23 protein-coding genes and 1 pseudogene are annotated in these 25,414 nt (G+C 68.2%); 7 read left to right on the top strand and 17 right to left on the bottom strand.

Translation table 11 applies throughout. From position 1 onward, the window contains the following. Positions 1-3 precede the first annotated feature (3 nt). The 6 genes from cybH (at position 4) to GPICK_RS15160 (ending at position 4,295) form a co-directional block, all read left to right on the top strand. Positions 4-672 carry a Ni/Fe-hydrogenase, b-type cytochrome subunit gene (gene cybH / locus GPICK_RS15185; RefSeq protein WP_039744619.1) on the top strand — a complete coding sequence of 223 codons (669 nt, stop codon included), beginning with the start codon at positions 4-6 and terminating at the stop codon, positions 670-672. Position 673: 1 nt separating this feature from the next. Then, positions 674-1,159: a HyaD/HybD family hydrogenase maturation endopeptidase gene (locus GPICK_RS15180; RefSeq protein WP_039744617.1), complete on the top strand. Its 486-nt coding sequence runs from the start codon at positions 674-676 to the stop codon at positions 1,157-1,159. A gap of 157 nt (positions 1,160-1,316) precedes the next feature. Next, positions 1,317-1,667: a VOC family protein gene (locus GPICK_RS15175; RefSeq protein WP_039744614.1), complete on the top strand. Its 351-nt coding sequence runs from the start codon at positions 1,317-1,319 to the stop codon at positions 1,665-1,667. Between the two features lie 10 nt (positions 1,668-1,677). Further along, positions 1,678-2,151 carry a WbuC family cupin fold metalloprotein gene (locus GPICK_RS15170; protein ID WP_039744613.1) on the top strand — a complete coding sequence of 158 codons (474 nt, stop codon included), beginning with the start codon at positions 1,678-1,680 and terminating at the stop codon, positions 2,149-2,151. A 5-nt stretch (positions 2,152-2,156) separates the two neighbouring features. Beyond that, positions 2,157-2,744 carry an SH3 domain-containing protein gene (locus GPICK_RS15165; protein WP_039744611.1) on the top strand — a complete coding sequence of 196 codons (588 nt, stop codon included), beginning with the start codon at positions 2,157-2,159 and terminating at the stop codon, positions 2,742-2,744. A gap of 246 nt (positions 2,745-2,990) precedes the next feature. Continuing rightward, positions 2,991-4,295 (top strand): pyridoxal phosphate-dependent aminotransferase, encoded by a 1,305-nt coding sequence (locus GPICK_RS15160; protein WP_039744609.1) that lies wholly within the window; start codon positions 2,991-2,993, stop codon positions 4,293-4,295. Positions 4,296-4,371: 76 nt separating this feature from the next. On the opposite strand, the gene GPICK_RS15155 is transcribed toward GPICK_RS15160, so the two are convergent. The 14 genes and pseudogenes from GPICK_RS15155 to GPICK_RS17930 all read right to left on the bottom strand — a co-directional run. Then, positions 4,372-4,818, bottom strand: a complete 447-nt coding sequence (locus tag GPICK_RS15155; protein ID WP_052263461.1) for an SH3 domain-containing protein — start codon at positions 4,816-4,818, stop codon at positions 4,372-4,374. Then, the gene (gene tssH / locus GPICK_RS15150) at positions 4,815-7,445 is read right to left on the bottom strand and encodes a type VI secretion system ATPase TssH (protein WP_039744605.1); all 2,631 of its coding nucleotides are present in this window, start codon (positions 7,443-7,445) and stop codon (positions 4,815-4,817) included. The genes GPICK_RS15155 and tssH overlap by 4 nt, the downstream gene beginning before the upstream one ends. Then, the gene (gene tssG / locus GPICK_RS15145; protein WP_039744603.1) at positions 7,439-8,428 is read right to left on the bottom strand and encodes a type VI secretion system baseplate subunit TssG; all 990 of its coding nucleotides are present in this window, start codon (positions 8,426-8,428) and stop codon (positions 7,439-7,441) included. Before tssG ends, tssH begins: the two co-directional genes overlap by 7 nt. Next, positions 8,392-10,125, bottom strand: coding sequence for a type VI secretion system baseplate subunit TssF (gene tssF / locus GPICK_RS15140; protein WP_039744601.1), 1,734 nt, complete (start codon positions 10,123-10,125; stop codon positions 8,392-8,394). Before tssF ends, tssG begins: the two co-directional genes overlap by 37 nt. Positions 10,126-10,133: 8 nt before the next feature. Further along, a complete protein-coding gene (gene tssE, locus GPICK_RS15135; protein ID WP_039744599.1) occupies positions 10,134-10,544 on the bottom strand; it encodes a type VI secretion system baseplate subunit TssE in 411 nt (136 codons plus the stop codon). A 4-nt stretch (positions 10,545-10,548) separates the two neighbouring features. Next, positions 10,549-11,940 (bottom strand): type VI secretion system baseplate subunit TssK, encoded by a 1,392-nt coding sequence (tssK, locus tag GPICK_RS15130; RefSeq protein ID WP_039744598.1) that lies wholly within the window; start codon positions 11,938-11,940, stop codon positions 10,549-10,551. Continuing rightward, positions 11,937-12,491, bottom strand: a complete 555-nt coding sequence (tssJ, locus tag GPICK_RS15125) for a type VI secretion system lipoprotein TssJ (RefSeq protein WP_039744596.1) — start codon at positions 12,489-12,491, stop codon at positions 11,937-11,939. Before tssJ ends, tssK begins: the two co-directional genes overlap by 4 nt. A 255-nt stretch (positions 12,492-12,746) precedes the next feature. Next, positions 12,747-13,844 carry a protein-glutamate methylesterase/protein-glutamine glutaminase gene (locus GPICK_RS15120; protein ID WP_144400108.1) on the bottom strand — a complete coding sequence of 366 codons (1,098 nt, stop codon included), beginning with the start codon at positions 13,842-13,844 and terminating at the stop codon, positions 12,747-12,749. A gap of 56 nt (positions 13,845-13,900) precedes the next feature. Then, complete coding sequence (locus GPICK_RS15115) at positions 13,901-14,419, bottom strand: chemotaxis protein CheD (protein ID WP_039744592.1); 519 nt, start codon at positions 14,417-14,419, stop codon at positions 13,901-13,903. An 11-nt stretch (positions 14,420-14,430) separates the two neighbouring features. After that, entirely contained in the window at positions 14,431-15,303 is an 873-nt protein-coding gene (locus GPICK_RS15110; RefSeq protein WP_052263460.1) for a CheR family methyltransferase, read from the bottom strand. Between the two features lie 149 nt (positions 15,304-15,452). Next, the gene (locus tag GPICK_RS15105; protein ID WP_039744590.1) at positions 15,453-17,204 is read right to left on the bottom strand and encodes a methyl-accepting chemotaxis protein; all 1,752 of its coding nucleotides are present in this window, start codon (positions 17,202-17,204) and stop codon (positions 15,453-15,455) included. 40 nt (positions 17,205-17,244) lie between these two features. Beyond that, positions 17,245-17,736, bottom strand: coding sequence for a chemotaxis protein CheW (locus GPICK_RS15100; protein ID WP_039744588.1), 492 nt, complete (start codon positions 17,734-17,736; stop codon positions 17,245-17,247). Between the two features lie 30 nt (positions 17,737-17,766). Further along, the gene (locus GPICK_RS17645) at positions 17,767-19,404 is read right to left on the bottom strand and encodes a chemotaxis protein CheA (RefSeq protein ID WP_236685588.1); all 1,638 of its coding nucleotides are present in this window, start codon (positions 19,402-19,404) and stop codon (positions 17,767-17,769) included. Between the two features lie 134 nt (positions 19,405-19,538). Next, a pseudogene (locus GPICK_RS17930) lies at positions 19,539-19,673 on the bottom strand (Hpt domain-containing protein); the annotation flags it as partial. Here GPICK_RS17930 and GPICK_RS17925 point away from each other — a divergent pair. Continuing rightward, positions 19,617-19,766, top strand: a complete 150-nt coding sequence (locus GPICK_RS17925) for a hypothetical protein (protein WP_236685587.1) — start codon at positions 19,617-19,619, stop codon at positions 19,764-19,766. The pseudogene GPICK_RS17930 and the gene GPICK_RS17925 sit on opposite strands and share 57 nt — an antisense overlap. Before the next feature lie 22 nt (positions 19,767-19,788). Here GPICK_RS17925 and GPICK_RS15090 read toward each other — a convergent pair whose 3' ends face one another. The 3 genes from GPICK_RS15090 to GPICK_RS17135 all read right to left on the bottom strand — a co-directional run bounded on the left by GPICK_RS15090 (position 19,789) and on the right by GPICK_RS17135 (position 25,251). Beyond that, positions 19,789-20,112, bottom strand: coding sequence for an STAS domain-containing protein (locus tag GPICK_RS15090; protein ID WP_039744586.1), 324 nt, complete (start codon positions 20,110-20,112; stop codon positions 19,789-19,791). 295 nt (positions 20,113-20,407) lie between these two features. After that, positions 20,408-21,823, bottom strand: a complete 1,416-nt coding sequence (locus GPICK_RS15085) for a sigma-54-dependent transcriptional regulator (RefSeq protein ID WP_039744583.1) — start codon at positions 21,821-21,823, stop codon at positions 20,408-20,410. After that, the gene (locus GPICK_RS17135; protein WP_084201454.1) at positions 21,820-25,251 is read right to left on the bottom strand and encodes a PAS domain S-box protein; all 3,432 of its coding nucleotides are present in this window, start codon (positions 25,249-25,251) and stop codon (positions 21,820-21,822) included. The genes GPICK_RS15085 and GPICK_RS17135 overlap by 4 nt, the downstream gene beginning before the upstream one ends. Between the last annotated feature and the right edge of the window lie 163 nt (positions 25,252-25,414).

The following is a 25,414-nucleotide window of genomic DNA, read 5'->3' as shown; positions in this document are numbered from 1 at the left end:
GCCATGACTGACGAGAAACAGTGCCTTACCGAGCAATACGTCTGGGAGGTCCCGGTGCGGGCGACCCACTGGGTCAACATGCTCGCCATCATCGTCCTCTCGGTCACCGGCGTCTTCATCGGCTCCCCCACACCCGTGGGGCTCGACCCCGCCGACTACGTCATGGGATGGGTGCGGGTGGTGCACTTCACGGCCGGCTACACCTTCGCCGTAAGCGTGGCGAGCCGCATCTGGTGGGCCTTCGTCGGCAACCGCCATGCCGGGTGGCGCGAGTTCGTTCCGTTCGTCTACCCCGAGGGGCGGCGCAACATGGGGCGGATGTTCCTCTACTACACATTCCTTTCCCGGAAGGTCCCCCATCCCATCGGCCACAACGCCCTGGCCGGCGCCACCTACCTCCTGGTCTTCGTTCTCTACCTGGTGATGGTCGCCACCGGCTTTGCCCTCTACGCCGAGCACGCCCCCGGCGGGGTGATGCACACACTCTTCACCCCCCTCTACGCCCTCTTCAGCAACCAGGGGATGCGACTCACCCACCACCTGGTCATGTGGCTCCTCATCGGTTTTGCCATCCACCACATCTACAGCGCCTGGCTCATGGACGTGAAGGAGCGGGGCGGGGTCATGTCGAGCATCTTCGGCGGCTACAAGCCGGTGAAGCGGGAGGAGTAGGGTGGCGGTCCTCGTCCTCGGCATCGGGAACCTGATCATGACCGACGACGGCATCGGTGTCCGGGTGGTGCAGCGGCTCGCCGCCTCCTACCGCTTCCCCTCCGGCGTGACGGTGGTGGACGGCGGCACCCTCGGCCTCGACCTCCTCCCGATGATGGAGGGGGTCGACCGGCTCCTCATCATCGATGCCGTGGAGACCGGCGGGGCGCCGGGGACGCTGGTGCGGCTCGCCGGGGACGAGATCCCGGTGGCGTTCCGGACCAAGCTCTCGCCGCACCAGATGGGGCTCCAGGACCTCCTGGCCGTGGCGGAGCTCCAGGGAAACCTGCCGGGAGAGATGGTCCTCTGGGGGGTCCAGCCGGAGAGTGTCGAGGTGGGGATGGAGCTTACCGCGGCCGTTGCCGCCCGGGAAGAGCTCCTGGAGGATGAGGTCCTGGCCGAACTGGCCGGCTGGGGGATCGCTCCCGAGCCGGTCACCGCTCCGTAAGCAGCAGACTATCGTGCCGCCACCTTGGGGCGTTCGGGCCGTGCCGGTCCGGACGCCCTTTTTTCGTCCCCGGTCCCGGCCACTTCTCCCTTGCCGGGAGAGAGAGCCTCTGTTATGTTCGGTGCGGTAAACGAACCATCTTTCCGGGAGGTATCCCATGGTTGAGGCAATGAAGAACGTGGTGATCTTTGTCCGTGATTTCGAGGCGGCGAAGCAGTTTTACAAAGAGCGGCTCAAACTCCCCCTCGTTCAGGAGGGGATGACGATGATGGAGTTCTTCTCCGGCGGGACCACCCTGGGGGTTGCCCTGGCCCTGACCGAAGACGCCCAGGCGCTGGCAGGCCGTCACACCGGGATCACCCTGCGGGTGAAGGAGATCGACACCTTCTGCCGCGAGCTGGCCGAGGCCGGGGTGCGGTTCGACCAGCCCCTGGAGCAGAGCCCCTGGGGAAAGATGGCGGTGGTCGCCGACCCGGACGGGAACCTTTTGGCCATGGTGGACCGGTAGGGGGGTGGCGATGCGGATCCTCACCGAAGCGCTCCTCGACGAGGTGACGGCCCAGGCCGCCGCCGCACCCCGTGGGCGCAAGAACCACAATCTCCATCCCTCCGACGATTTCTGCTGTCACCGGCTCCTGAACGCCATCGAGCCGGGATCGTACATCCAGCCCCACCGTCACCTGGACCCGCTGAAGGACGAGTCGATGGTGGTCGTGCGGGGAGCCCTCGGCGTCGTTTCCTTCAATGAAGAGGGGGAGGTGACCGGGACGTTCATCCTCCGGTGCGGCGGAGAGGCCTTTGCCGTCGACATTCCCCACGGCGAATTCCATACCGTCGTCAGCCTCGCCCCGGGGACCGTCTTCTTCGAGGCCAAGGCCGGCCCCTACCTCCCCCTCACCGCCGACGAGAAAGCTCCCTGGGCCCCTGCCGAAGGGGAGCCGGCCGCATCCTCCTACCTCGACTCCCTGGTGCAGATGTTCCCTCGGCAGTGAATTCCATGCGCTTTTTTGCCGTGCTGCTCGTGACGGTTTTCCTCTGGGGTGAGGCCGGCGCCGCCCCCCGCTCTCCCCGTCCCGAGGCCGGGATCGGCATCCTCTTCATCCGTCCCCCCCCTGCGGACCGCGACGGGGGATCGCCGCTGGTCGTCCTCTACCGCGAGCCCGGTGTCAGCCGGATCGGCGAGTGGCGCGCCGCGTCGCTGCCGCTCCTCTCCCTGCCGGCGGAAGAGGGGGGCGGCATTCCCGTTGCCGTAATGGCCAAGCGTGGAGCGTGGTTCCGGGTCGCCTACGACGATGCGGGGCGCTCCGGCTGGGTGGAGGGAGAGCGGGTATGGTCCTTCCTCCCGTGGGACGAGTATCTCAAGGGGAAAGGGATCCGCCTCCTGCCGGGTCTCCGGAAGCCGTACTACATCCTCCGGGCCGGCCCCGTCGACCATGCCCCCGAACTGCGGACCCTCTCTCCCGAAAATTCGCTCAGAGTCATCGAGGTGGCGGGAGACCGGGCGCGGGTCATCCTCGACCTTGCGGTGATGGGGTGGCTTTCGTGGCGCGACGAGGACGGACGGCTCCTGGTCGGCGTCCGGTGACGGCGGCGAAGCCAAAAAAGCGTTGACTTGGGGAAAACGCTGTGTTATTCGAAACCGTATGAATAAAAACACCGTTTCCATTATCCTGGCAGCACGAGCTATCAGCGCAGCGGCGATTAGCGCCGCAGGGGTGCCCGCTGCCGTGTAAGGAGCCGTTGTTACGCTTCGTTTATTGAAAGGCCGTGGGTAACCCCCGCGGCCTTTGTCGTTTCAGCTGCACCAAACCAACAAAAGACGGGGGATGACGTGAGAAACGAACTGGTGACGCCCGGCGCGGGCGAACTGACCTACGAGATCCGCAACATCGTCAACGTGGCGGAAAAACTCCAGAAGCACGGCGTGAAGATCAACTGGGAGAACATCGGCGACCCGATCGTGAAGGGGGAGGAGATTCCCCGCTGGATGAAGGAGATCGTGGCCGGCGAGGTGATGGAAAACGACACCTGGGGGTACTGCCACACCCGCGGCGTCCTGGAGACCCGGGAATTCCTCTGCGAGCTGACCAACCGGCGCGGCGGGGCCCGGATCACCCCCGACGACATCATCTTCTTCAACGGTCTGGGGGACGCCATCTCCACGGTCTACGGCAACCTGCGCCACGAGACCCGGGTGCTGATGCCGTCCCCCACCTACACCACCCACTCCATCGGCGAGGCGGCCCACGCCCTCGCCTCGCCGGTCTGCTACCGGCTGAAGCCAGAGGATCACTGGTTCCCCGACCTGGAGGACCTGGAGAACCACGTCAAGTACAACCCCCAGATCTCCGGCATCCTCCTCATCAACCCCGACAACCCCACCGGCATGGTCTACCCCAGGGAGACCCTGGAGAGAATCGTCGCCATCGCCCGCAGCTACGGCCTCTTCATCATCGCCGACGAGGTCTACAACAACATCACCTACAACGGCCAGACCACCGTCCCCATCTCCGACGTCATCGGCGACGTGCCGGCCATCGCCATGAAGGGGATCTCCAAGGAAATCCCGTGGCCCGGCTCCCGCTGCGGCTGGATCGAGGTCTACAACAGCGGGAAGGACGAGCAGTTCCGCAAATACGTCAACTCCGTCCTCTCCGCCAAGATGAACGAGGTCTGCTCCACCACCCTGCCGCAGAAGTGCATCCCGGCCATCATGAAGCACCCGGAGTACCAGACCTACCTCCAGGAGCGGATCAGGCGCTACGAGCGGATGAGCACCATTACCTTCGACTGCCTCAAGGAAGTGCCGGGGCTCATGGTAAACCGGACCAACGGCGCCTTCTACATGTCGGTGGCGTTCCGGGACGGCCTCCTCACCGACCGCCAGTCCCTCCCCATCGGGAACGTCGAGGTGCGGGAGCTGGTGGAGAGCCTGGTGAACGTCCCCGGCGTCTCGCCGGACAAGCGGTTAGTCTACTACATCCTGGCGAGCACCGGCATCTGCATCGTGCCGCTCTCCTCCTTTAACACCCCGCTCCAGGGGTTCCGGGTGACGCTGCTGGAGAAGGACGAGGCCGAGTGCCTCCGGGTCTACCAGACCCTGGCGAAGAAGATCGCGGAGTATCTGAACTCCTGAACCACGCGTGCTGTCGAATGAAAAAAGGGTTGACCGCTCTTCCGGTCAACCCTTTTTCCGTTTCTCGACGCTGCGGCTATTCGTGCCCCTCCACGTACTTCTTGAACACCCACCCCTCGTGCTCCTTTTTCCCCCGGCTCCAGCGGATCTTGACCCAGTTCCCCTCTTCTCCGATGATTTCGACCCGCTTGCCACCCTGAAGGACGGCCACCGGTTTTTTCCCGGACGAGGGGTCGGGGCGGACGTTCACGTACTTGTGATGCTGCTTGATCCGGCTGGCAACCGGCACCGGGGCGGCTGCCGGCTTCTGCTCGACGGCCGGAGAAGGGGCCGGCGTCGGCACGGCGACGGCCGGTGGCGGGGAGGTTGTGGGGGCGTCGACCTCGAAGCCGACCCCCGGCGCCAGGGGGCCGCCGTGTTCGCCGCCGGATTGCGGAGCCACGGTGGTGCAGGCCGCCGTGAGGGCGAGGGAGAGGATGAGCGCCATCCGGACGAAAGGGGGCCGTTGGTGGGACTGGTTCATGGGTTCGTACCTCCATCGGGATCAAAGATGACGGCGAAGGAGCCGTCACCATTCATGTCGAGCCGGACCGCTTCCGGCGCCTCGCCCGTGCCGAGCCGCACCAGCAGCTCCCGGGAGAGGAGCGGGAGCACGGCGCCGCGCAGGATGTGGTCGATGGCCCGGGCGCCGCTCTCCACCTCGGTGCAGCGGGCGGCGATCGTTGCCGTTACGGCAGGGGACCACCGGAGTGCCGTCCGGCTGTTCTCCCGGAGCCGGTCGGCAACGCGGCCGAGCTTCAGGGTGACGATCTCTTCCAGGTACTCCGGGGCCAGGGCCAGGTAGGGAACCACCGTCATCCGGGCCAGGAGCGCCGGCTTGAAGTGCCGGGAGAGGTGGGGCCGGACGGCGGTGTTGAGTTCGTCGACCGTGGGGGGGCGCTCTCCGGCGCAGCGGGCGGTGATGACCTCCGAGGCCAGGTTGCTCGTCAGGAAGATGACCGTATTGGCGAAGTCTATCACCCGTCCCTCGCCGTCGGCAAGCATCCCTTTGTCGAAGACCTGATAGAAGAGGTTGAGGACGTCGGGGTGGGCCTTCTCCACCTCGTCCAGAAGCACCACCGAGTAAGGCTGGCGGCGGACCGCCTCGGTGAGGACGCCCCCCTCGCCGTACCCCACGTATCCCGGCGGCGAGCCGATGAGCCGGCTCGTGGTGTGGCGTTCCTGGAACTCGCTCATGTTGATGACGGTGAGGAATCGCTCGCCGCCGAAGAGGAGATCGGCCACGGCCAGGGCGGTCTCGGTCTTGCCGACGCCTGAGGGGCCGACGAGGAGAAAGACCCCCAGTGGCTGGCGCGGCTCCTTGAGCCCGGCCGCGGAGGAGCGGAGCGCCTCGGCCACTGCCGAGAGGGCCGGCTCCTGCCCCCGGATGCGGCGGCTCAGGTCGTCCTCCAGGGTGAGAACCCCGGCGACCCGGTCCTTCCGGAGGCTCCCGAGGGGGATGCCGGTCCAGTCGGCCACCACCCGCGCCACCACCTCCGGGTCCACCTCGATCTTCACCAGCGGGGGGGCGGCCTGGACCGCCTCCAGCCGCCCCGTGGCCTCCGCCACCCGGGCCTTCAGCGCGTCGCCCGCTTCCGCATCAGCCGTCGCCAGCTCCCTTCTCAGGCCAATCACCTCCTCAGCCCGTTCCTGCTCCCCCTGCCAGCGCGCCGTGATGGCTGCCAGCTCCTCCCGCAGGGCCGTCAGTTCCTCCGCCAGTGCGGCCACACCCCCGTCGTCCACCGTCCGGCCGTGGAGCCGGTCGCGGGAGAGGGCCGCTTCCTCCCGCTCCAGGGCCTGGATGCGGCGCTCCTTCTCCTCCACGGGTGCCGGCTTGCCGGTGAGGAGGAGCTTCACCCGCGCCGCCGCCGTGTCGAGGAGATCCACCGCCTTGTCCGGGAGCTGCCGCCCCGCGAGGTAGCGGGAGGAGAGCTCCGCCGCCGCCCGGATGGCGTCGTCGCGGATGATGACGCCGTGGGCCGCCTCGTACTTCTCCTTCAGCCCCCGGAGGATCAGCACCGCCGTCTCCACCGACGGCTCGTCCAGCTTCACCGGCTGGAAGCGCCGGGCCAGGGCCGCGTCCTTCTCGAAGTACTTCTTGTACTCGCTCCAGGTGGTGGCGGCGATGGTCCGCAGCTCCCCCCGGGCCAGGGCCGGCTTGAGGAGGTTGGCGGCGTCGCCTCCCCCCGACTGGTTGCCGGCGCCGATGAGGGTGTGGGCCTCGTCGATGAAGAGGACCACCGGTCGGGGCGACCCCTTCACCTCCTCGATGACGCTCTTCAGGCGGTTCTCGAACTCCCCCTTCACCCCGGCCCCCGCCTGGAGGAGCCCGAGGTCGAGCCCCAGGAGCCGCACCTCCCGGAGCATGTCGGGGACGTCCCCCTCCACGATCCGCAGCGCCAGCCCCTCCACCACCGCGGTCTTGCCGACCCCCGCCTCTCCCACCACGATCGGGTTGTTCTTCCGCCGCCGGGCCAGGATGTCGACCATCCGGGCGATCTCCCGATCCCGGCCGAAGACCGGGTCGATGTCGCCGTCGGCCGCCTTGCGGGTGTAATCGGTGCAGAAGCGGGCGAGGGGCGTGCCGTCGCCGGAAGGTTCCGCGCCGCCGGCAGGGGGCGCCGCTGCGGGGGCGTTTTCCGCCGAGCCGGCCGTGGCCGTGCCGAAGCGGCCGAGGAGCGTCTCCCGGCCGATGGGGATCAGGAGGTCCACGTAGCGGCCGGCCGTCAGCTGGAGCGGCCGGGCCAGGAGCGCCAGGAGGAGCGCGCCGGAGCGGATCCGCCCCTCGTCCAGGTCGAGGGAGGCGATGAGCCAGCCGCTCTGGAGCCACTCCAGGAGCACCGGGGAGAAGACCGGCCTGCCGGAGTTGCCGGCCGGGAGCTCGTCGAGGACCCGCGTAATCCCGCTTTTCACGGCGGCGGCATCGCTCTCGAACGCGTGGAGGATGGCCGCAAGGTCGCCCCCCGGCTCGTCAAGGAGCCGCGCCAGGAGGTGCTCCACGGTCACCTCGTAGTGGCCCCGGGCCACGCAGAGCCCGGCCGCCCCTTCCAGGGCGCGGGAGCAGGAGGGATTGAGGCGGTCGAGGAGGGCTTTCAGGTCAACGGTCAGCAATGGGTGACTCCTTGGGAGGGATGGTGGGGAAAGGTGACGCTGGCCTGGGCCCCCTCCGCCGGCCGGCCGAGCCAGCCGTTCCACCCGAGCCGCGTCCCCGGCAGGGGGCCGAGGGAGGCGACGGGGGCCTCGTCCGGGGCCAGCGTCAGCTCCAGATCCCAGGCGAGGGGGGTGTCCAGGTAGAGCTCCACGATGAGGTCGAGGGTCCGGCGGGCCGGAGTGCCGGGGAGAAAGGCCGCGAATTGCTCACGGGAGAGGGGGCCGAGGCGGAGGAGGAACATGCCGCTCCGGTCCTCCAGTTCGCCTCCCACCACCGTGTCGGTGCCGAGGGTGCTGCCGGTCATCCCGACGGCGAGGCGCTGATCCGGGGGGATCGCGACCCGCCTTAGCCGGCAGGGGAAAACCTCCGCCGGGACGGCAAGGACGTCGGCGATGATCGTTTGCAGTCCCAGGGCCGACCGGGGAGAGTGCCCCAGGAGCCCCGCGTAACGGAGCCAGCGCCGGGGTTCAGGGAGGGAGCGCCGCAGTTCTGCCTCGCCGAGACCCGCCAGGGAGAAGAGCCGTTCGAGGTCGTCGGCGCTTTCATCTTCCACTGTCCGGAAGAAGAGCCGGTACTTGGCCGTGCCGGCGGTGGCGAGTTCGAAGAGGCGCTGGCTCAGGATGTCGAGGAGGTCGCGGCTGGCGGAGGAGTCCTCCCGCGCCTCGTCGATGAGCTCTTCCGTGTAGAAGGTGGGGAGGGGGGAAGCCGAACCGTAGAGGCCGAGAAACCGGGTCGTGACGCGGTAGCCGTCGTCCTGGCGCTCGATCTGTGCCACGTCGGCGGCCGGAAAGGCGAGGGAGAGTTCCGGGCGGACCCGGATCGCGGAGGGGGCGGGAGCCAGGAGCCGCAGCAGCCGCATCGCCTGGGCGAAGGAGAACTCGTGCCCCCGCTGGAGGAGCTCCGTCTCTAGAGGAGCGGGCGCTGTCCGAGCCGGGGCGGCCACGGATACTCCTCTCCCCGCACGCTCTCGCGCACGGTCAGGCGGGTGTAGCTGTTGAGGGCGGCATATCCCCCGAGGAAACGGTCGAGGACCGACCCGAAGAGGAAGAGGTCTCCCGGGCCGGCGAAGTGGTCCCCCCTGAGGGTCAGGGTGATCTCGCTCCCCCGGAGCAGGTGTCCTCCCACGAGGCGGTCGGCCGGCGCGGCGGTCACCGCCTCGATCCCGGCGATCCGTCGCCGGTGGGCGGCCAGGGCGGTCTGGTCTCCCCCTCCGTCGAAGAGGTAGAGGGAGAGAAGCGCCCGGAGGTTGTCGGCGCTGGCCAGGGAGAGGCGGTTCAGGGCGAGATGGGAGACGAGCCGCCAGAGGAGGTTTTTCCCCAGGGGGGGGAGGAGCGCCGGGGTGACGGGGGCGAGGTTCCGGAAGGTGGCGCCGTCGGGGGAGCTTGCGGTCGGTTCGCGCAGGTCGCCGATCCGCAGGCTCTCCGGCAGCCGGCCGTTGCTGCAGGTGAGCTCGGCGGAGAGGGTCTCCGGCTCCGGCAGCCCCTCCCCCTTCGGGTAGGCCACGGAGAGGTGGACGTCGAAGCCGGCGCGGACCGGTGCGGTGCCGACCGAGGTGTGGAACGCGGGGTGATGGGCCGATGGCTCCCGGAACTGCTCGAAGGGATGGTAGGGGCGTTCCGTGGCGCTCCCGCGGATGAAGCCGGTCACCCGGTCGACCGAATGGATCTGGCCGTGCCCCCGGGGGAGTCCCGCCGGCCGCACCAGGTGGCGCTCGGCGCGGTGGTCAAGGAGGATCGGGTCGGCATCGGCGGGGAAGAGGTTTACCGCCGGCGTGGCGAAGAGGGCGATACTCTCCCGCTTCACCCGCGGCGGGGGGAACGGGAGGTCGCCGAGCTCGAAGGTGACGGTGAAGCGTGTGCCGCTCCCCCGGCCGGTCCAGCGCTCCCAGCCGGTCAGCTCCAGGAAGAGGAAGCGCCGGGGGGCGGTGAGGTACTCCTGGAGGAGCCGGTAGCCGGGAAAGGCGTGGGGGGGGTAGGGGATGAGGGGCTCGTCGTCGGCGAAGCCGGCCGGCTGGAGGGAGTGCGCCGGGAGAATGGCGGCCGTCCCCCCCTCCGCGGGGGTGAGGACGATCCGCTTCAGGTGCCGGGAGAGGATGAGGAAGAGCTCCGCCGCCGGGACGTAGTCGCCGGCCAGGAAGAGCCGCAGCGACCGGGGCTCCCAGCGGTCGAGGGGGATGCCGGAGAGTTGCAGCGACAGGGTCACGGCCGGTCCCCTCCCCGCCGGCTGGGCGAAGGAGGCGTCGAGAAGCTCCAGGGGGTGGAGCTCCACCGGGCTCGTGGTCCGGAAGAGGCAGCGGGTTCCCTCCACCGGCACCGAGGCGAGCTGCACCCCCGCCGGGATGGTCTGGCTCTGGACCAGCGACGGCTTCGGCGCGAAGGCGACGATGGTGGTGGCCGGCACCGGCCTCAGGTAGTGGGGGGCCACGAGGCGCATCAGGTCGTGGACCACCTCGGGGAAGTCGTCGTCCAGCTTCCGCCGCAGGAGCGCCGTCTGGAAGGCGACCCCCTCCAGGAGCCGCTCCACGTCCGGGTCGGCCGAGGGGCCGCCGAGCAGCGGCGCCAGGGCCGGGTGGGCCGCGGCGAACTCGGCCCCGAGCTCCTTGAGGCGGGCCAGCTCTTCCTGGTAGTGGGGGGTGATCATCGCAACTCCTATCTCTTCACCGCAATCTTCCCGTCGGTGTCCACCAGGGTCTCGAAACGGACCTCTCCTCCGTTGCCGTCGCTGAGCCGGGCGGTGATCCCGAACCGGAGCGCCAGCACGTCGTCATCCTGGGGGATGAAGGCGACCCGCACGCCGGCCAGGCGCGGCTCGTACCCCTGGATGGCGGCGCGGATGCTCCGCTCGATCTCCCGCACCGAATCGGGGTAGCTCTGGAGGAAATCGAGGAAGTCGGGGACCCCGAACTCCGGGGCGATGGGGGCGCTCCCCTGGCGGGTGTTGAGGATCTGGCGGAGATGCCCCAGGATGGAGTCCACGAGGCGGCCCTGGTCGGTCCGGCCGCGCCGGGACGGTTCCCGCTCGAAGGAGCGGATGCGTTCGAGGAGGCGTTCTTCCCGCATGAATCTACCCCTTCGCCACCACCATCAGCTCCACCTCCAGGTCGGCCGGGGCGTTGGTCCAGTGGAGGGCGAGGGCGTGCTCCCGCTCCACCAGGGGCCACTGGTCGCCGGCGGCGTTCACGGCGAAGTAGTGGGTGTCGGCGCGGCGGGGAAGCTCCTGGGGCGGAACCGGCAGGTGGCTCAGGCCGATGCCGGGAAGGGCCCGGGCGGCCAGGACCGGCAGGTGTTCCCGGGCGCTGAGCTTGGCGGCGGTCTCCAGGGAGGTGAGAAACGCCGCCGGCTCCGTGGCGGTCCGCAGGGCGAGGTAGTAGCGGCTGGCGCCGTCAAAGACGCTCGGCTTCAGCTCGGCGCTGAAGAAGGTGCCGTCGTGGAGGAGGGGGATCACGTAGTCGGGGCCGGCGGTGATCTCGTCCAGGAGTCGGGCGATGAGGTCCCGGACGGCGGCGAAGCACTCCCCGAGGGCGCGGTGGTCGTAGGGGGGGAGGAGCCGGAAGCCGTCATCCAGTTCGCCGAGGGCCGAGACCCGTTCGGAGAAGGAGGCGAGCTCGCCGATGAGCTGGCGCAGCGCCCCGTAGACGTCCCACGGGTGGACCTGCCGCGCCTCGGTCAGGTGGAAGAGGAGCGGCACATGGCGTGCGAGGGAGCGAAGCGCCAGGAGGTAGACCATGTCCCGGGAGCCGAACCCGGCGTTCTGGATGCCGCGCTGCTTCTTGTGCTCTTCGAGCTGTCGGACGCGGGCCGCCACCTGGTCCCGGATCTCCCGGACGATGCGGAAGAGGGGCTCGCTGGCTTCGAGGGAGAGGGCGGGGGGGATGAACCGGCCGGAGAGCCGCACCTCGGCCCCGAAACGCTCCAGCCGCGCCACCGGGATCAGGTGCCAGTCGCCCAGCTGGTCCCGTTCGGTCTCCCAGAAGATCTTCAGCACGTGGCGCAGTCGCTTTACCTGCCCTGCCGCCCCGCCGGCGTGGAGATCCCGGACCTCCTCCGGGTCGGCCGCGACAGCGAAGCGGGTGGTGACCCCCGCCAGATTTTCGAGCCGTTCGACACCGGTGACGTTCTCTCCCGTGCCGTTCCACTTGCGCACCCCCACGGAGACCGTGAGCGGCCGGTCCCCCTCGATCCAGGAGTCGTCGAAGGAGCGGGGCTCGCAGAGGGCGTTCTCGCCGATGACTGCCCAGGTGCCGTCGGGGAAGAGGAACTCGCCGCTCAGGATGCTGAAGATCCGGGTGCCGAGGGCGCTCTGCTCGATCTCCAGCTCGCCCGCGCCCCAGAAGTGGGGGTGGAGGTGGCGGAAGAGGGGAGCGAGGCGCCCCTGGATCGCGAGGTCGTGGAGCTGGAAGTGCTGGGGCTGGAGAAAGAGCCCCTGGTGCCAGTAGAGGGGTGGATGGGCGGTCATGGCTTCGGGGGCTCCTCCGTCACGTCCTGGAGCTCCCGGGGGCCCAGGATGAGCTTGATGTCGATGGCGCCCGGCTTCACGAGCCGGGTGCGGCTGATGAACCCCGTTGTCTCCTCCACCGCCGGGATCGGGTAGAGACGGACCGACTGCTCCTTGTGGAGGTTGTAGTAGCCGGCCACGAACCCGACGTAACGGGCACCCTCGGCCCGGTCGAGGCTTTCGGCCAGCTCCTGCCCCGGCTGGATCACGAACTGTTTCGTGGTGGCAACGCCCGGATCGAAGCGGCCGCACTCCAGCAGCCGCGCCAGACCGTCCGGTTCGTTGCGGAACTGGTTGAAGGCGTTGGGGTCCCGGAGCTGGTAGATGCAGGCCACCAGGGCGTGGGGGGCGCGCTGGAAGAGGTTTAGTTGCCGGTCGCCCGTGAGCCGGAGGCGGATCGCCTCCTTTTCGAACCCCCACTCCACGGAAGGCTTTACCTCGGGGGTCGAGGAACAGGCGCCGAGCAACAGGACGGCAAACGACAGCGACAGCAAAGCGGTGCGGCGCTTCATCGGGTTCTCCCTCTGCGATGTGCGGCGACGTGGTTGAAAACGGATACTGCAGGCGGGTTGCGGGGATGAGACGTTCCTTGGCCCATCGCAACGTTAAAAACAGCTTATTATCATTTTTTATTCTGAGGTGTCAACCTGCTTGAGGGGGCGCGGTGGAGGGGGGAGGACGCCGGATTGGCGGGAGGGGGAGGGGTGAGAAGCAGAGGAGAGCCGCCGCGGAAGGGGTATGGCAGCGGCTCGGGAGACCGGGGAGGGTCAGACGCGGAACGCCTTCCCCCCCTCGGTGGTAAGCCAGCCGATCATCCGCTTGCCGATCTCCGGGAGCGACACTACCTCGGCGACCCCGCCACGGGCGATGGCCTCCTTCGGCATGCCGAAGACCACGCAGCTCTCTTCGTCCTGGGCAATGGTGAATGCCCCTGCCTGGCGCATCTCCGCCATCCCGTCGGCTCCGTCGTCCCCCATCCCGGTCAGGATGACACCGACGGCGTTGTTGCCGGCGGAGTTGGCGGCGGAGCGGAAGAGGACGTCGACCGAGGGGCGGTGTCGGTTGACCGGCGGCCCGTCGGCGAGCTCGGCCACGTAGTTGGCGCCGCTGCGGGCGAGGAGGAGGTGGCGGTTTCCCGGGGCGAGGTAGGCGTGGCCGGGGAGGATCCGGTCGCCGTGCTCCGCCTCCTTCACGCTGAGGCGGCAGGCCCCGTCGAGGCGCTTGGCAAAGGTCCGCGTGAACGCCTCGGGCATGTGCTGGGTGATGAGGATGCCGGGGAAGTCGGCGGGGAGGGTGGCGAGCAACTCCCTGAGCGCTTCGGTCCCTCCGGTGGATGCCCCGATGACGATCACCTTCTCCGTGCCGGCAAAGCAGCGGGAGCGGGCCGGCAGAACCGCGTCGGCGCCCTGCTTCGGCTCCACGGTTCGCTGGATATGGCCCGGCCCCGGCCGCTTCAGGCGCGCCCGGGCGGCGATGCGGATCTTGTCGGCGATCTCGCGGGCGTACTCCATGATGCCGGAGCGGATGTCGAGCTTCGGCTTGGTGATGTAGTCCACCGCCCCGAGTTCCAGGGCGTGGAGGGTGATGAAGGAGCTCTTCTCCGTCAGCGACGAGATCATCACCACCGGCATGGGACGGAGCCGCATCAGTTTCTCGAGAAAGACCAGGCCGTCCATCCGCGGCATCTCCACATCGAGGGTGAGGACGTCGGGGTTGAGGGCCTTGATCTTCTCCCGGGCCACGAGGGGGTCGGGGGCGACGCCGACCACCTCCATGTCGGGCTGGCTGTTGATGATCTCCGTCAGAAGGCTGCGGATGAGCGCCGAATCGTCGACGACGAGAACCTTGATGGACATGGGGGACAACCTCGTAACAATGGGCGTCAGACGACGCCGGTAACGCTGGGGGTGGCGCCCTCCCGCTATGCCGCGGGGGAGGCCGAGCGGATCCGGCGCACGAAGACGCGGCCGCTGCGGGGGGAGAAGTAGATCTTCCGCGGATGGACGTCCCCCACGTCCAGGGCCGCCACCGGGATGCCGCGGTGCTCCAGGTAGTGGAGCGCGAAGTCGGCGTTGCGGCTTCCGACGTCGGTCATGCCGTCCATCACCCTCCCGGCGCCGAAGACCTTGGCCTCCAGGTGGGGGAGGCGTGCCCCGAGGCGCGCCACGTGCTCCAGCAGGAATTCCATGGCGTGGGAGCCGTAGCGGGCCGACGGCGCTGCCGGCGGGGGGGTGTCGCCGGCAGCGGGGAGCATGAAGTGGTTCATCCCGCCGATGCCGGTCAGGCGGTCGCGAAGGCAGACCGAGACGCAGGAGCCGAGGAGCGTGACGATCATGGTGTCGGCGTCGGTGGCGTGGTACTCCCCCGGCAGGAGCTTCACCGCCAGGCGGTTGAAGGTCCGGTCGAAGTAGGTGCTCTCCGTGAAGGATCGAGCGGGCATGGTACCCTCCGTCAGGCCGGGTGGCACGGCGCGTAGACCGTCTTGCCGCAGAGCCGGAACAGGTCGCCGGCCTGGTGGAAGCTCTCCGAATGGCCGGCAAAGAGGAGCCCCTCCGGCTGAAGCCGGGGAACGAAGCGCTTCAGGACCTGGTACTGGGTCTCCTTGTCGAAGTAGATCATCACGTTGCGGCAGAAGATGGCATCGAACCGCTCGGCCAGGGGCCACCGCTCGTCTAGGAGGTTGAGCCGGCCGAAGGTGACGAGCCACTGGAGCTCGGGCTTCACCCGGACGTAGCCGGCGTTCTTTCCCTCCCCCCGCAGGAAGAAGCGCTTCATCCGGGCGGGGGAGAGCTCCTTCACCCGCTCCGTCGGGTAGATCCCCCGCCGCCCCCGCTCCAGGGCGCTGGTGTCGATGTCGGTGGCGTGGATCCGCACCGGCGGGGTGAAGCTGCCGAAGAGCTCCACCATCGTCATGGCGAGGGAGTACGGCTCTTCCCCCGACGACGCCGCGCTGCTCCAAATAGTGAGGGGGCGGCGTAGCGGCAGGAGCTCTTCGAGGTGCCGGGCGAGGATCGGGAAGTGGTGCGGCTCACGGAAGAAGGAGGTCAGGTTGGTGGTGAGGGCGTTGATGAACTCCTCCGTCTCCCCCGGCTCTCCCCGCTCCACCAGGTCGATGTACGCGGCGAAGGAGGCGATCCCCCGGAGCCGCAGCCGCCGGGCGAGGCGGCTGTAGACCATCTGCTGCTTGTTCGGGTTGAGGGAGATGCCGGCCCAGCGGTAGATCAGCTCCCTGATCCGCCCGAAGTCGGCGGCGGTGTAGCGGAACTGGTGGAGGCCGGCGGCGTCCCCGGCGGAAGATGTCAGGCAATTTACTCCAGCCGTCATCGGCAACCTCTGGCTTCGAACGTGATTCCAAGCGTCATCCACGATGCCCCGTTTTCCCCTCACCCCCCCGCTCCCTCTGGGCGAATACCCTCTCCCCCGGGGAGAGGGTGGCCGAAGGCCGGGTGAGGGGTTTCCTCCCCCGCTCCCGACTAGAATTCCTTCCAGTCGTCCTCATCGTATCCCACCGCTTTCTGCAGAGGGGCTTCCTCCTGCGCCTGTCCCGGCTTGTGGTAGCCGTTGGCGGCCCCTTTCGGCTTCGGAAGCTGCTTGGCGGGTCGGGCCGTCGGGGCCGGCGCCTTGGCGGCGGGGCCTTTGCGGGCCGGCTCCTTCGCCACCTGGAGCGACTCGTCGAGCGTGAACTTGCTCACCATATCCACCATGGCGTTGGCCTGCTCGGCCAGCGACTCGGCGGCGGCCGCCGCCTCTTCCACCAGGGCCGCGTTCTGCTGGGTCACGTCGTCCATCTGGGTGATGGCGGTGTTCACCTGCTCGATGCCGCTGGACTGCTCCAGGGAGGCGGCGGAGATCTCCGCCATGATGTCGGTGACCCGCTTGATGCTCGTCACGATCTCCTGCATGGTGGTCCCCGCCTCGGTCACGAGGCGGCTGCCGTCCTCCACCTTCCCGACCGAATCTTCGATGAGGGTCTTGATCTCCTTGGCCGCGGCGGCGCTGCGCTGGGCGAGGCTCCGCACCTCGCCGGCCACCACGGCGAAGCCGCGCCCCTGCTCGCCGGCCCGGGCCGCCTCCACCGCCGCGTTGAGGGCGAGGATGTTGGTCTGGAAGGCGATCCCGTCGATGACGGTGATGATGTCGGCGATCTTGCGGGAACTGGCGGTGATCCCCTCCATGGTGGTCACCACCTTGCCGATGACGTCCCCTCCCTTCACGGCCACGTCGCTGGCGGTGACCGCCAGCTGGTTGGCCTGCTGGGCGTTGTCGGCGTTCTGCTTCACGGTGGAGGTGAGCTCCTCCATGCTGGAGGCGGTCTCCTCCAGGGCCGAGGCCTGCTCCTCGGTCCGCTGGGAGAGGTTCACGTTGCCGGCCGAGATCTGCTCCGTGGCGGTGGCGATGGAGTCGGCACCGTTACGGACCTCGCCGACGATGTGGGAGAGGCTTCCGCTCATGTGGGAGAGGGCCGTGAGGAGCTGCCCCGTTTCGTCCGCACTCTTCACCTCGATGACGGTGGTCAGGTCGCCGGCGGCGATCTGCTCCGAGGCCGCGATCGCCTCGGCCAGGGCCCGGCGGATCCGGTTCGCCACCAGCCAGGCGAAGAGGAAGATCAGGGCGGCGAAGGCGACGGTGGCGCCGATCACCTTCATCCTCAGGGCGTTCAGCTCCTTCTGGACGTCATCCACGTAGATGCCGCTGCCGATGACCCACCCCCACTCCTTGATCAGCTGGACGTGGGAAATCTTGGGGCTTGGCGCCGTGGCCCCCGGCTTTGACCACTGGTACGCCACCTCCCCCTCCCCCTTCTCCTTGGCGACCCTGGCCATCTCCACGAAGATCTGCTTCCCGCTCGGGTCCTTGATGTCGTCCAGCTTCTTCCCTTCCAGCTCCGGCTTCATCGGGTGCATCACCATCACCGGTTCGACGGTGTTGATCCAGAAATACTCGTTCCCCTGGTAACGGAGCTTGCGGATGTTGTCGATGGCCCGCTTCTGGGCCTCGGCCTCGGTCATGTCGCCGCTCTTGACCCGTGCCACGTACCCGTCGACAAGGGTGACCACGGTGTCCACGGTGCTCCCCACGGTCTCCTTCTTTTCGGCCATCAGCTTCTGCTCCACCAGGGGGAGGAGATAGAAGAGGATGCCGGCGATGAGGACGACGATGGTCGTCACCGAGATGCTGAGGATCTTCGTCAGGATCGTCCAGTCTTTGAAGTGCTTGAATTTCATCGGTATCACCTTTCTCCGCGTAATATCGTTGGGCGGCCCGTCAGGCCGCCAGGTCCACGAGCTGCATCTCCGCGCTCCCCATGAGCGTCTCGATGTCGACGAGGATCAGCATCCGCTCGTCGACGGTGGCCAGCCCCGCCAGGTAGCGGGTGTCAAGGCTCGACGAGAGCTCCGGCGCGGGCTTGACCTGCTCCGGTGCCAGGGCCACCACGTCGGATACGCCGTCCACCACCATCCCCACCACCCGGTCGAGGACGTTGATGATGATGACCACGGTGAACTGGCCGTACTCAGCGGTGCCGACGTTGAACTTGATCCGCATGTCGACGATGGGGACGATGACCCCCCGCAGGTTGATGACCCCCTTGATGAAGTCGGGGGTGTTGGCGATGCGGGTCACCGCATCGTAGCCGCGGATCTCCTGGACCTTGAGGATGTCCATCCCGTACTCCTCGCTGCCGAGGGTGAAGGTGAGGTACTCCCTTGCCCCGTTTGCCGCCGTCCCGGAGACGGCCCCTGTTCCCTGTTCCATGCTCTTCTCCCTTGGCTTCGATGGTGCCGCCTACGCGGCCTGTTCCCTGTTTTTCCCCCGCCACATCGCGGTGATTTCCCCCACGTCGAGGATCAGCGCCACCCGGCCGTCCCCCATGATGGTCGCCCCGGCCGAGCCGGGGACCTTGCGGAAGTTCTCTTCCAGGCTCTTGATGACCACCTGCTGTTCGTCCACGAGGGCGTCCACCTGGAGGGCCACCCGGTCCCCCTCGGCATCCACCACCACCAGGACCCCCGCTTCGGGGCGCTCCTCGGCGCCGCCGATGGCGAAGAGCCCGTGGAGGGGGATGAGCGGCAGATACTCGCCCCGCATCGGGAGGACGCGGCCGGCGCCGCTCACGGTGCGGATATCGCCGGGCTGCGGCTGGAGCGACTCGACGATGGCGTTGATCGGAATGATGAACTTCTCCCCCCCCACCGCCACCGCCAGGCCGTCCAGGATCGCCAGGGTGAGGGGGAGGCTCAGGGTGATCCGCGTCCCCGCCCCCGCCTCGCTGGCGATGGTCACCCGTCCCCCGAGGGACTGGACATTGCGCAGCACCACATCCATCCCCACCCCCCGGCCGGAGACGTCGGTGACTGTCTCGGCGGTGGAGAAGCCGGGGGCGAAGATGAGCTGCCAGACTTCGTCGTCGGAGAGGGTATCGCTTACGGCGAGCCCGCGCTCCGCCGCCTTCTTCATGATCCGCTCCCGGTCGAGCCCCGCGCCGTCGTCCATGACGTCGATCACGATCTTGCCGCCGATCTGGGAGGCCCGGAGCGTCACCGTGCCGGCGGCGGGCTTCCCGGCCGCCACCCGCGCTGCGGGGGGCTCGATGGCGTGGTCGAGGGCGTTGCGCACGAGGTGGGTGAGGGGGTCGGCCAGCTTCTCCACCAGCCCCTTGTCGAGCTCCGTGGTCTCCCCCACCATCCGGAGCTCCACCTCCTTGCCGAGCTTCGCCGCCAGGTCCCGCACCAGGCGGGGGAAGCGGCTGAAGACGAGGCTGATGGGGACGAGCCGCATGGACATGACGCTCTCCTGGAGGTCACGGGTGTTGCGGGAGAGCTGCTGGAGCCCCCGGTGCAGGTCGGCGAACTGCACCGGATCGAGAATAGCCCCGAGCTGGGCGAGCATCGCCTGGGTGATGACCAGTTCCCCCACCTGGTTGATGATCTGGTCCACCTTGCCGACCCCGACGCGGATGGACCCCTCGGCCTGCTCGCGCCCCCCGCGTCCCTCCGGCGCCGGCGTGCTCCCCGGGCGGAGGGCGGGCTCCTCCGCGGCCACTGCCGGTGCGGCGGCGGGGGGTTCGGCGGCGGTGACGGTGAGGTCGCCGTCGTCGGCCACGAACTCGAAGATGTCGCGGATCTCGCTCTCCGGGACGGTGGTTTCCAGCTCCAGCCGCCAGCGGCAGTGGCAGAGCTCCGGATCCAGGTCGGTGAGCTCCGGCGCCGCGGCGACATCGGCCCGGACGGTGAGCGCCCCCAGGCCGGCCAGTTCGTCGAAGAGGTTTTCGATCCGGATCCCCCGGCAGAAGACATCGGGCGCGGGGGCGAAGTCGATCCGGTAGCGGGTGGTGCCGGCGGCGGGGGCGCTTCGGCGGGGTGCGGGAGCGCCGGCGGCGCGACGTCGGTGGCGGGGGCGAGAAGCTCCCGCAGGGCGGCGCACGCCCGGTCGATGGCTCCCTGGTCCACCGGCGCCCCGTCGCGGCGTCCCGCCAGCTGCATGGCGATCACGTCGGTGGCTTCGAGGAAGAGGTCGATCATGGCCCGGGTGAGCCCCAGTTCCCCTCCGCGCACCCGGTCGAGGACCGATTCGAGCTCGTGGGTCACCACGGTCATCTCCCCGAAGCCGAAGATTCCCCCCCCTCCCTTGATGGAGTGGGCGGCGCGAAAGATGGCGTTGAGCTCCTCCCGGTCCGGCGCGGCGGGGTCGATGGCGAGGAGCAGGCGTTCCATCTCGGCCAGGTGCTCGGCGCACTCCTCGAAGAAGACGAGGCCGAAGGAGCTGATATCGATGGCGGGTGTTGAGTCGGCGGCTGCGGTCATTTCCCTAAACCCCCGTCCCTTCCAGTTCAGCGTCGAACCCGAGCATGGCCATGCTCGAGCGGACATGCTCCGGCTGGTTGACGATGGTCGGCGCGAACCCGTGCCGCCGGAGATGACGAAGGAAGACGGCGAGCAGCTGGCAGCCGCTGGCGTCAATGCTCTCCACGTCGCGGACGCAGATCTCGCGGGAGGTGGAGGCGTCCGCCTCTCTGCCGGCGAGGAGCGATCCCAGGTGGGTGGTGAGCTCGCTCAGCCGGTCGGTTACGCAGCAGATCGACCAGTTGCCGCTGAGCGCGATCCGTGCGGTGGTGTCGGCATGTTCGGGCATGGGTTCCGTTCCTCCTCCTGCAGCGCAGTTCATGGTGACCGGGCGATCCCTCCGGCCTGATTTCTCATTAAGCACGGAGGGTGCCAAGGTGTTTACATAAAAAATTCAGTTATTACGGTATGTTGTGGACGGCTGGCAAGCGGAGGGGTGCGACGATAGTTGCCCGGCTCAGGGGGGAGGGCGCCAAAGCCGCGCCGGATGCCGCCGGACGCTCTGTGCAACGGTTGTCCGGGGTGCCTGTTTTGTCGCACCTGTTCGGGGGAGTGGGGTGACTAACGGGGAAGGGTGGGGAAAATCAGGAATCGGTGCGCCGGCTGAGCCGCTTGTTGAGGGCCTGCCGGCTGATGCCGAGATAGGTGGCGGCAATTCCCTGGTTTCCGGCGGCTTGGGTGAGAGCGCGGGCGATGAGGGTCTCCTCCGCCTCTTTCAGGGTCGGTATCCGGTCGTCGGGGGGGCCGTCGGCCGGGAGACGGTCGAGGAGGGAGGGGGTGCCGAAGTGGTGGCTGGCCCGGTTGGCCCCCATCGTTTCGAGAAAGCTGTCGATGGCGAGCATCCGCCGGTCGTGGCGGGCGACGGCGTCGAAGACCATGGCCTGCAGCTCCCTGATGTTGCCGGGGAAATCGTAGGTGGCGAGGTAGCCGGAGAGCTCGTCGGGAGGGGTCGGCTTCCGCTTGCCGAGGGCGGCGGCCGCCTCTCCGAGGAAGTGCTCCACGAGGAGCGGCAGGTCCTCTTTCCGGTCGCGCAGCGGCGGGATCTGCACTTCATGGGCGCAGAGGCGGTAGTAGAGGTCGCGGCGGAAGGTCCCCTGCTCGGTCAGCGGCTTCAACCGCCGGTTGGTGGCGGCGACGATGCGGGCCGTGGAGGGGCGGGGGGTGTCGGCCCCCAGGGGGTAATATTCCCGCTCCTGCAGCACCCTCAGGAGTTTCACCTGGGCGGCGGCGCCCAGTTCCCCGATCTCGTCGAGGAAGAGCGTTCCTCCTTCGGCCCGGGCCAGTAGCCCCTCCCGGTCGCGGTCGGCGCCGGTGAAGGCACCCCGGCGATGGCCGAAGAGGGTGTCCGAGAAGAGGTGGTCGTCAAGGCCGGCGATGGTGACGGCGACGAACTCTCCGGAGCGTCCGCTCAGGGCATGGACGGCCCGGGCGGCGAGCTCCTTCCCCACCCCTGTTTCGCCGCAGACGAGGAGCGGCTGGGGAGAGGGGGCCACCGACTCCAGGTAGTGGAAGATCGCCCGCATCCGGGGGCTGCGGGTGATGATCGGGGCGAAGATCTCCTCGTGCTTCAAGCGGTCGGTGAGGAGGTGGTCGCGCAGGGAATCCACCTCGCAGCGGAGGTCTCGCATCTCCAGGGCGCGGCGGGCGCTCGCCACGAGGCGGGCCTCCTCCACCGGCTTCACGAAGTAGTCGAAGGCCCCCGCCTGCATGCACGCCACCGCCATCTCCACCTCGTTGGCCGCGGTGACGACGATGACCGGGATCTGGGGGTGGCGGGCGGTGATCTCCTTCAGGAGTTCGTAGCCGGGGAGGTGGGGCATGTAGAGGTCGAGGAGGATCAGGGCCACCTCCTCCCGGGCCAGGGTCTCCATCACCCGGCGGCTGTCGCTCTCGGTCAGGACCCGGGTGAAGCCACAACTGCGGAGCATGACGGCGGTGGTGAAGAGGATCTCTTCCTCGTCATCCACCAGCAGGATCGGGAAGGAGGTGGCGGCGCTCATCGGATACCCTCCGCCGGTGCCGCCGGCAGGGTCACCGTGGCGGTGGTCCCGGCGCCGGGGGACGATTCGAACTGCAGCGAGCCGTTATGCTCCTGGATGATGGATGCGCAGATGGAGAGGCCGAGCCCGGTGCCGCCCCGCTCGAGCTTGGTGGTGAAGAACGGCTCCGTGAGGCGCGCCAGGACCTCCTTCGACATCCCCTCCCCTTCGTCCCGGACGGTGATGACGACGGCGGCCGCGTCGCGGTCCAGCCGGCTGGAGACGGTGAGCCCCGCCCCCCTGCCGGAGAGGGACTGGAGTCCGTTCATGATCAGGTTGATCACCACCTGCTCCACCTGCTGCGCCTTCCCCGCGGCGGGGGGGATGGTGTCGTCGAGGCGGAGCTGGAAGGCGTCGGTCTGGCGGTGGATGTGGTGGCTCAGGATCAGCGCCGCGTCGCGGATGATCTTGTTGACGTCGATGGCGCTGCGGCCGGCGCTCTTGTCCTCCCGGGCGAAATCCTTGAGGTTGCCGACGATGGCGCTGATCCGGCGCGACCCCTCCTTGAGACCGAGAAGGAGCCGGGGGACGATCCGCTCGATATCCTCGAAGGGGAGCCCGCCGAGGGTGATGCATCCCCCCTCCTCGCGGTGCCGTGCCAGGATCGGCATGACGTCGAGCCAGATCTTTTCGAGGATGCCGGCGTTTCCCTGGATGAAGGTGTTGGGGTTGTTGATCTCGTGGGCGATGCCGGAGACGAGGACCCCGAGCGACGTCATCTTGTTGGCGTGGATGAGCCGCGCCTGGGTGTTGCGCGCCTCTTCCTCCAGCCGGAGCCGGTCGGTGATGTTGCGGATGGAGCAGTAGATGACCTCTTCGCTCCGGAGGCGGATGGTCTTCCCCCAGATGGAGACGATGATTGCTTCGCCGCTCTTGCGGATGTTGCCGAGCCGGTCCATGTGGAAGACGGCTGCCTCCCCCGGCGGGGGGACCGCCCGGACGAAGGAGTTGTACTCTTCCGGCGCGATGAACGACCAGGGGCCCAGCCGGGCCAGTTCGCCGCGGCTGAAGCCGAAGAGCCGCTCCGCCGCCGGGTTGGCGTCGAGCACGTCGAAGTTCTCGCGCCGGAGCAGGACGATGGCGTCCTCGTTCTGCCCGAAGATCTCGCGGAAGCGCTCTTCGCTCTCCCTGAGCGCTTCTTCGGCCCGCTTGCGCCCTTCGATGTCCCGGGCGATGCCGGTGGTGCCGACCACCTCCCCGTTCTCGCCGATGACCGGCGTCTTGATGGTCTCGATCCAGCGCCGTTCCGCTCCGTCGTCAAGGGCCTCCTCGATCCTGCGGCGCTGCCGCTGCGCCATTACCCGCCGGTCATCCTGGCGGTAGAGCTCCGCCAGATCCCGGGGCCAGATCTCCAGGTCGGTCTTTCCCCTGAGCGCCGCGGGGGTCGAACCGCAGGCGCGGGCGAAGGCCTCGTTGACGGCGATGAAGCGGCTCTCGGTATCCTTGAGCCAGACGAGGTCGGGGATGTTGTCGAGGATCGCCTGCTGCTGCCGCTGCAGGGCCTTGAGGGAGCGGAGGTTGGCCTCCACCGTTTCCCGTCCCCGGCTCCGTTCGATGGCGATGCTTGCCAGGTTGGTTGCCCGTTCGATCTGGTGCAGTTCGGCGTTGCCCGGCTGGCGGACGCTGCGGTAGTAGAGGGCGAAGGTGCCGAGAAGCTCGCCCGTGCTGGCCATGACCGGCGTTGACCAGCACGCCCGGAGCCCGTGGACGAGGGGGAGCTTGCGGTACTTGGCCCAGAAGGGGTCGGTGGCGATGTCCGCCACGATCACCTGCCGGCGCTCATGGGCCGCCGTGCCGCAGGAGCCGATGGCGGGGCCGATCCTCGTGCCGTCGATGGTCCGGTTGTAGTCGTCGGGAAGGCTCGGCGCCGCGCCGTGCCGCAGGTGCATGCCGTCGGGGTCCACCAGGAGGATGGAGCAGATTCCGCCGTCGGTCTGCCCCTCGATGGTGAGGCAGATCCGCTCCAGCACCTCGGCCAGGGGGGCTTCGCCGGCGATGAGCTCCAAGATCCGCTTTTCGCCTTCCTGGAGGCGCTGCGCCCGCTTCTGGGCCGTGACATCCTGGTACGACATGACGCTGTGGGTGGTGCCGGGGATCATTTTGACGCTGGCGAGGATGTTGTGAAGGATGCCGGAGCGGTCGACGAACTCGAATTCGTAGGTGGCCGGCGCCGTTCCCCCGTCGGTGCGGCGGGCCTGGTGGTACGCCATCATCCGCTGGAGGCAGTGGTCGGCGACGAACTCGGTCCAGCTCTTTTTCCCTTCGATCTCTTCGCGGCGGTACCCTGAGAGACGGACGAACTCCTCGTTCACCAGCGAGAGGGTCGTGTCTTCCTCGATGATGACGGTGGCGGTGCCGGTGGTCTCGAACACGGCCCGGTACCGCTCCTCCGAGGCGCGCAGGGCCTCTTCCGCCCGGCGGGTGGCGGTCATGTCCACGAACGTCGCCATGAGCGCGCTGTCGGAGCCGTTTCCCCCCGGGACGAGGCTCGCCGTCAGCCGGATGAACATGGTACTGCCGTCGTTCCTCCTGCCGACCAGCTCCCCGGTCCAGTGGCCGGTCTCCCGCACCTGAGCCATGACCGCCGCCGCATCTTCCGGATATTCCCAGAACTCCACGGCATGTCTGCCAAGGACCTCCTCCTCCATCACCCCCCACATTTCGAGAAATGCCCGGTTTACGTAGGTGAGCCGCCCCGTGAGGTCGGAAAACGCCATGGCGGTAACCGAGGTGGCGATGGCGGTCTCCTTGAACTCCAGTTCCCGGAGGGTGCGGCGCCGGAGGCGGAGGAGCCCGCCGGCGAGGAGGGCAAAGGCGGTGGAGATGGTGGCGGCAGTTACGATCACCTCGCGGCGCATGTGATGGTAGTGTTCGAGGAATTCCCCCTTTTTCACCCCCACGTAGAGGGCGCCGATCACCCTGCCGGAGGGATCGCGGATCGGGTCGTACGCCGTGAAGTAGGGGACGCCAAGGATGTCGGCCACGCCGCGGTACGGTTTCCCGTTTTTGAAAAGCGCCTCGTAGGCCGGTCCTTTCAGGGTGGTCCCGATGGCACGGCTTCCATCCGGACGCCGCACGCTCGTCGAGATCCGCGTGCTTCCCTGGAAGATGGTCGCTGTGCCGCCGAAGATGGCACTGACCGTGTCGGGAAGTTCGTAGTTTCCCTTCAGCGGCGTGCCGCCGAGCGTCATGGTGTCGTCCTCGATTCGAAAGACTCCCCCCCTCTCCCGTATCAGCCGCCAGAAGGTCTGGATCCCCTGTTCCTGTTCAATCGCCGCCTGGCGCTCTGCTTCGCCGTCGATCCGCATGACGAAATGGCCCGTCGCCAGGGCGATTGCAACGATGATGATGAGTACGGAGAGATAATACGAATTTTTAATAATTTTCATAGGTTCCCGATGCAGGTGGTGCGACGGTCGTCCCACGGACTTATGGTGTATACCTTGTCGGTATTTTGGGAAAAAAATTTAGCGGATTTTAGGTGTGATTTTGTTGCCGATTTGTGGCGGGTGGCGAGAACGGCGGATTGGAGAGGGGGGATGGTTGCATGAA

It is taken from the genome of Geobacter pickeringii (genome assembly GCF_000817955.1).
GTDB lineage: Bacteria > Desulfobacterota > Desulfuromonadia > Geobacterales > Geobacteraceae > Geobacter > Geobacter pickeringii.
The sequence above is the reverse complement of the archived record's forward strand: the minus strand, read 5'-3'. Positions and strand labels throughout refer to the sequence as shown.

What these genes read in the sequence shown, in the direction of transcription:
- cybH (WP_039744619.1), top strand. Translation starts at nt 4, where the DNA reads ATGACTGACGAGAAACAGTGCCTTACCGAGCAATACGTCTGGGAGGTC.
- GPICK_RS15175 (WP_039744614.1), top strand. Translation starts at nt 1,317, where the DNA reads ATGGTTGAGGCAATGAAGAACGTGGTGATCTTTGTCCGTGATTTCGAG.
- GPICK_RS15170 (WP_039744613.1), top strand. Translation starts at nt 1,678, where the DNA reads ATGCGGATCCTCACCGAAGCGCTCCTCGACGAGGTGACGGCCCAGGCC.
- GPICK_RS15165 (WP_039744611.1), top strand. Translation starts at nt 2,157, where the DNA reads ATGCGCTTTTTTGCCGTGCTGCTCGTGACGGTTTTCCTCTGGGGTGAG.
- GPICK_RS15155 (WP_052263461.1), bottom strand. Translation starts at nt 4,818, where the DNA reads ATGAACCAGTCCCACCAACGGCCCCCTTTCGTCCGGATGGCGCTCATC.
- tssF (WP_039744601.1), bottom strand. Translation starts at nt 10,125, where the DNA reads ATGATCACCCCCCACTACCAGGAAGAGCTGGCCCGCCTCAAGGAGCTC.
- tssE (WP_039744599.1), bottom strand. Translation starts at nt 10,544, where the DNA reads ATGCGGGAAGAACGCCTCCTCGAACGCATCCGCTCCTTCGAGCGGGAA.
- tssK (WP_039744598.1), bottom strand. Translation starts at nt 11,940, where the DNA reads ATGACCGCCCATCCACCCCTCTACTGGCACCAGGGGCTCTTTCTCCAG.
- tssJ (WP_039744596.1), bottom strand. Translation starts at nt 12,491, where the DNA reads ATGAAGCGCCGCACCGCTTTGCTGTCGCTGTCGTTTGCCGTCCTGTTG.
- GPICK_RS15115 (WP_039744592.1), bottom strand. Translation starts at nt 14,419, where the DNA reads ATGCCCGCTCGATCCTTCACGGAGAGCACCTACTTCGACCGGACCTTC.
- GPICK_RS15110 (WP_052263460.1), bottom strand. Translation starts at nt 15,303, where the DNA reads ATGACGGCTGGAGTAAATTGCCTGACATCTTCCGCCGGGGACGCCGCC.
- GPICK_RS15105 (WP_039744590.1), bottom strand. Translation starts at nt 17,204, where the DNA reads ATGAAATTCAAGCACTTCAAAGACTGGACGATCCTGACGAAGATCCTC.
- GPICK_RS15100 (WP_039744588.1), bottom strand. Translation starts at nt 17,736, where the DNA reads ATGGAACAGGGAACAGGGGCCGTCTCCGGGACGGCGGCAAACGGGGCA.
- GPICK_RS15090 (WP_039744586.1), bottom strand. Translation starts at nt 20,112, where the DNA reads ATGCCCGAACATGCCGACACCACCGCACGGATCGCGCTCAGCGGCAAC.
- GPICK_RS15085 (WP_039744583.1), bottom strand. Translation starts at nt 21,823, where the DNA reads ATGAGCGCCGCCACCTCCTTCCCGATCCTGCTGGTGGATGACGAGGAA.
- GPICK_RS17135 (WP_084201454.1), bottom strand. Translation starts at nt 25,251, where the DNA reads ATGAAAATTATTAAAAATTCGTATTATCTCTCCGTACTCATCATCATC.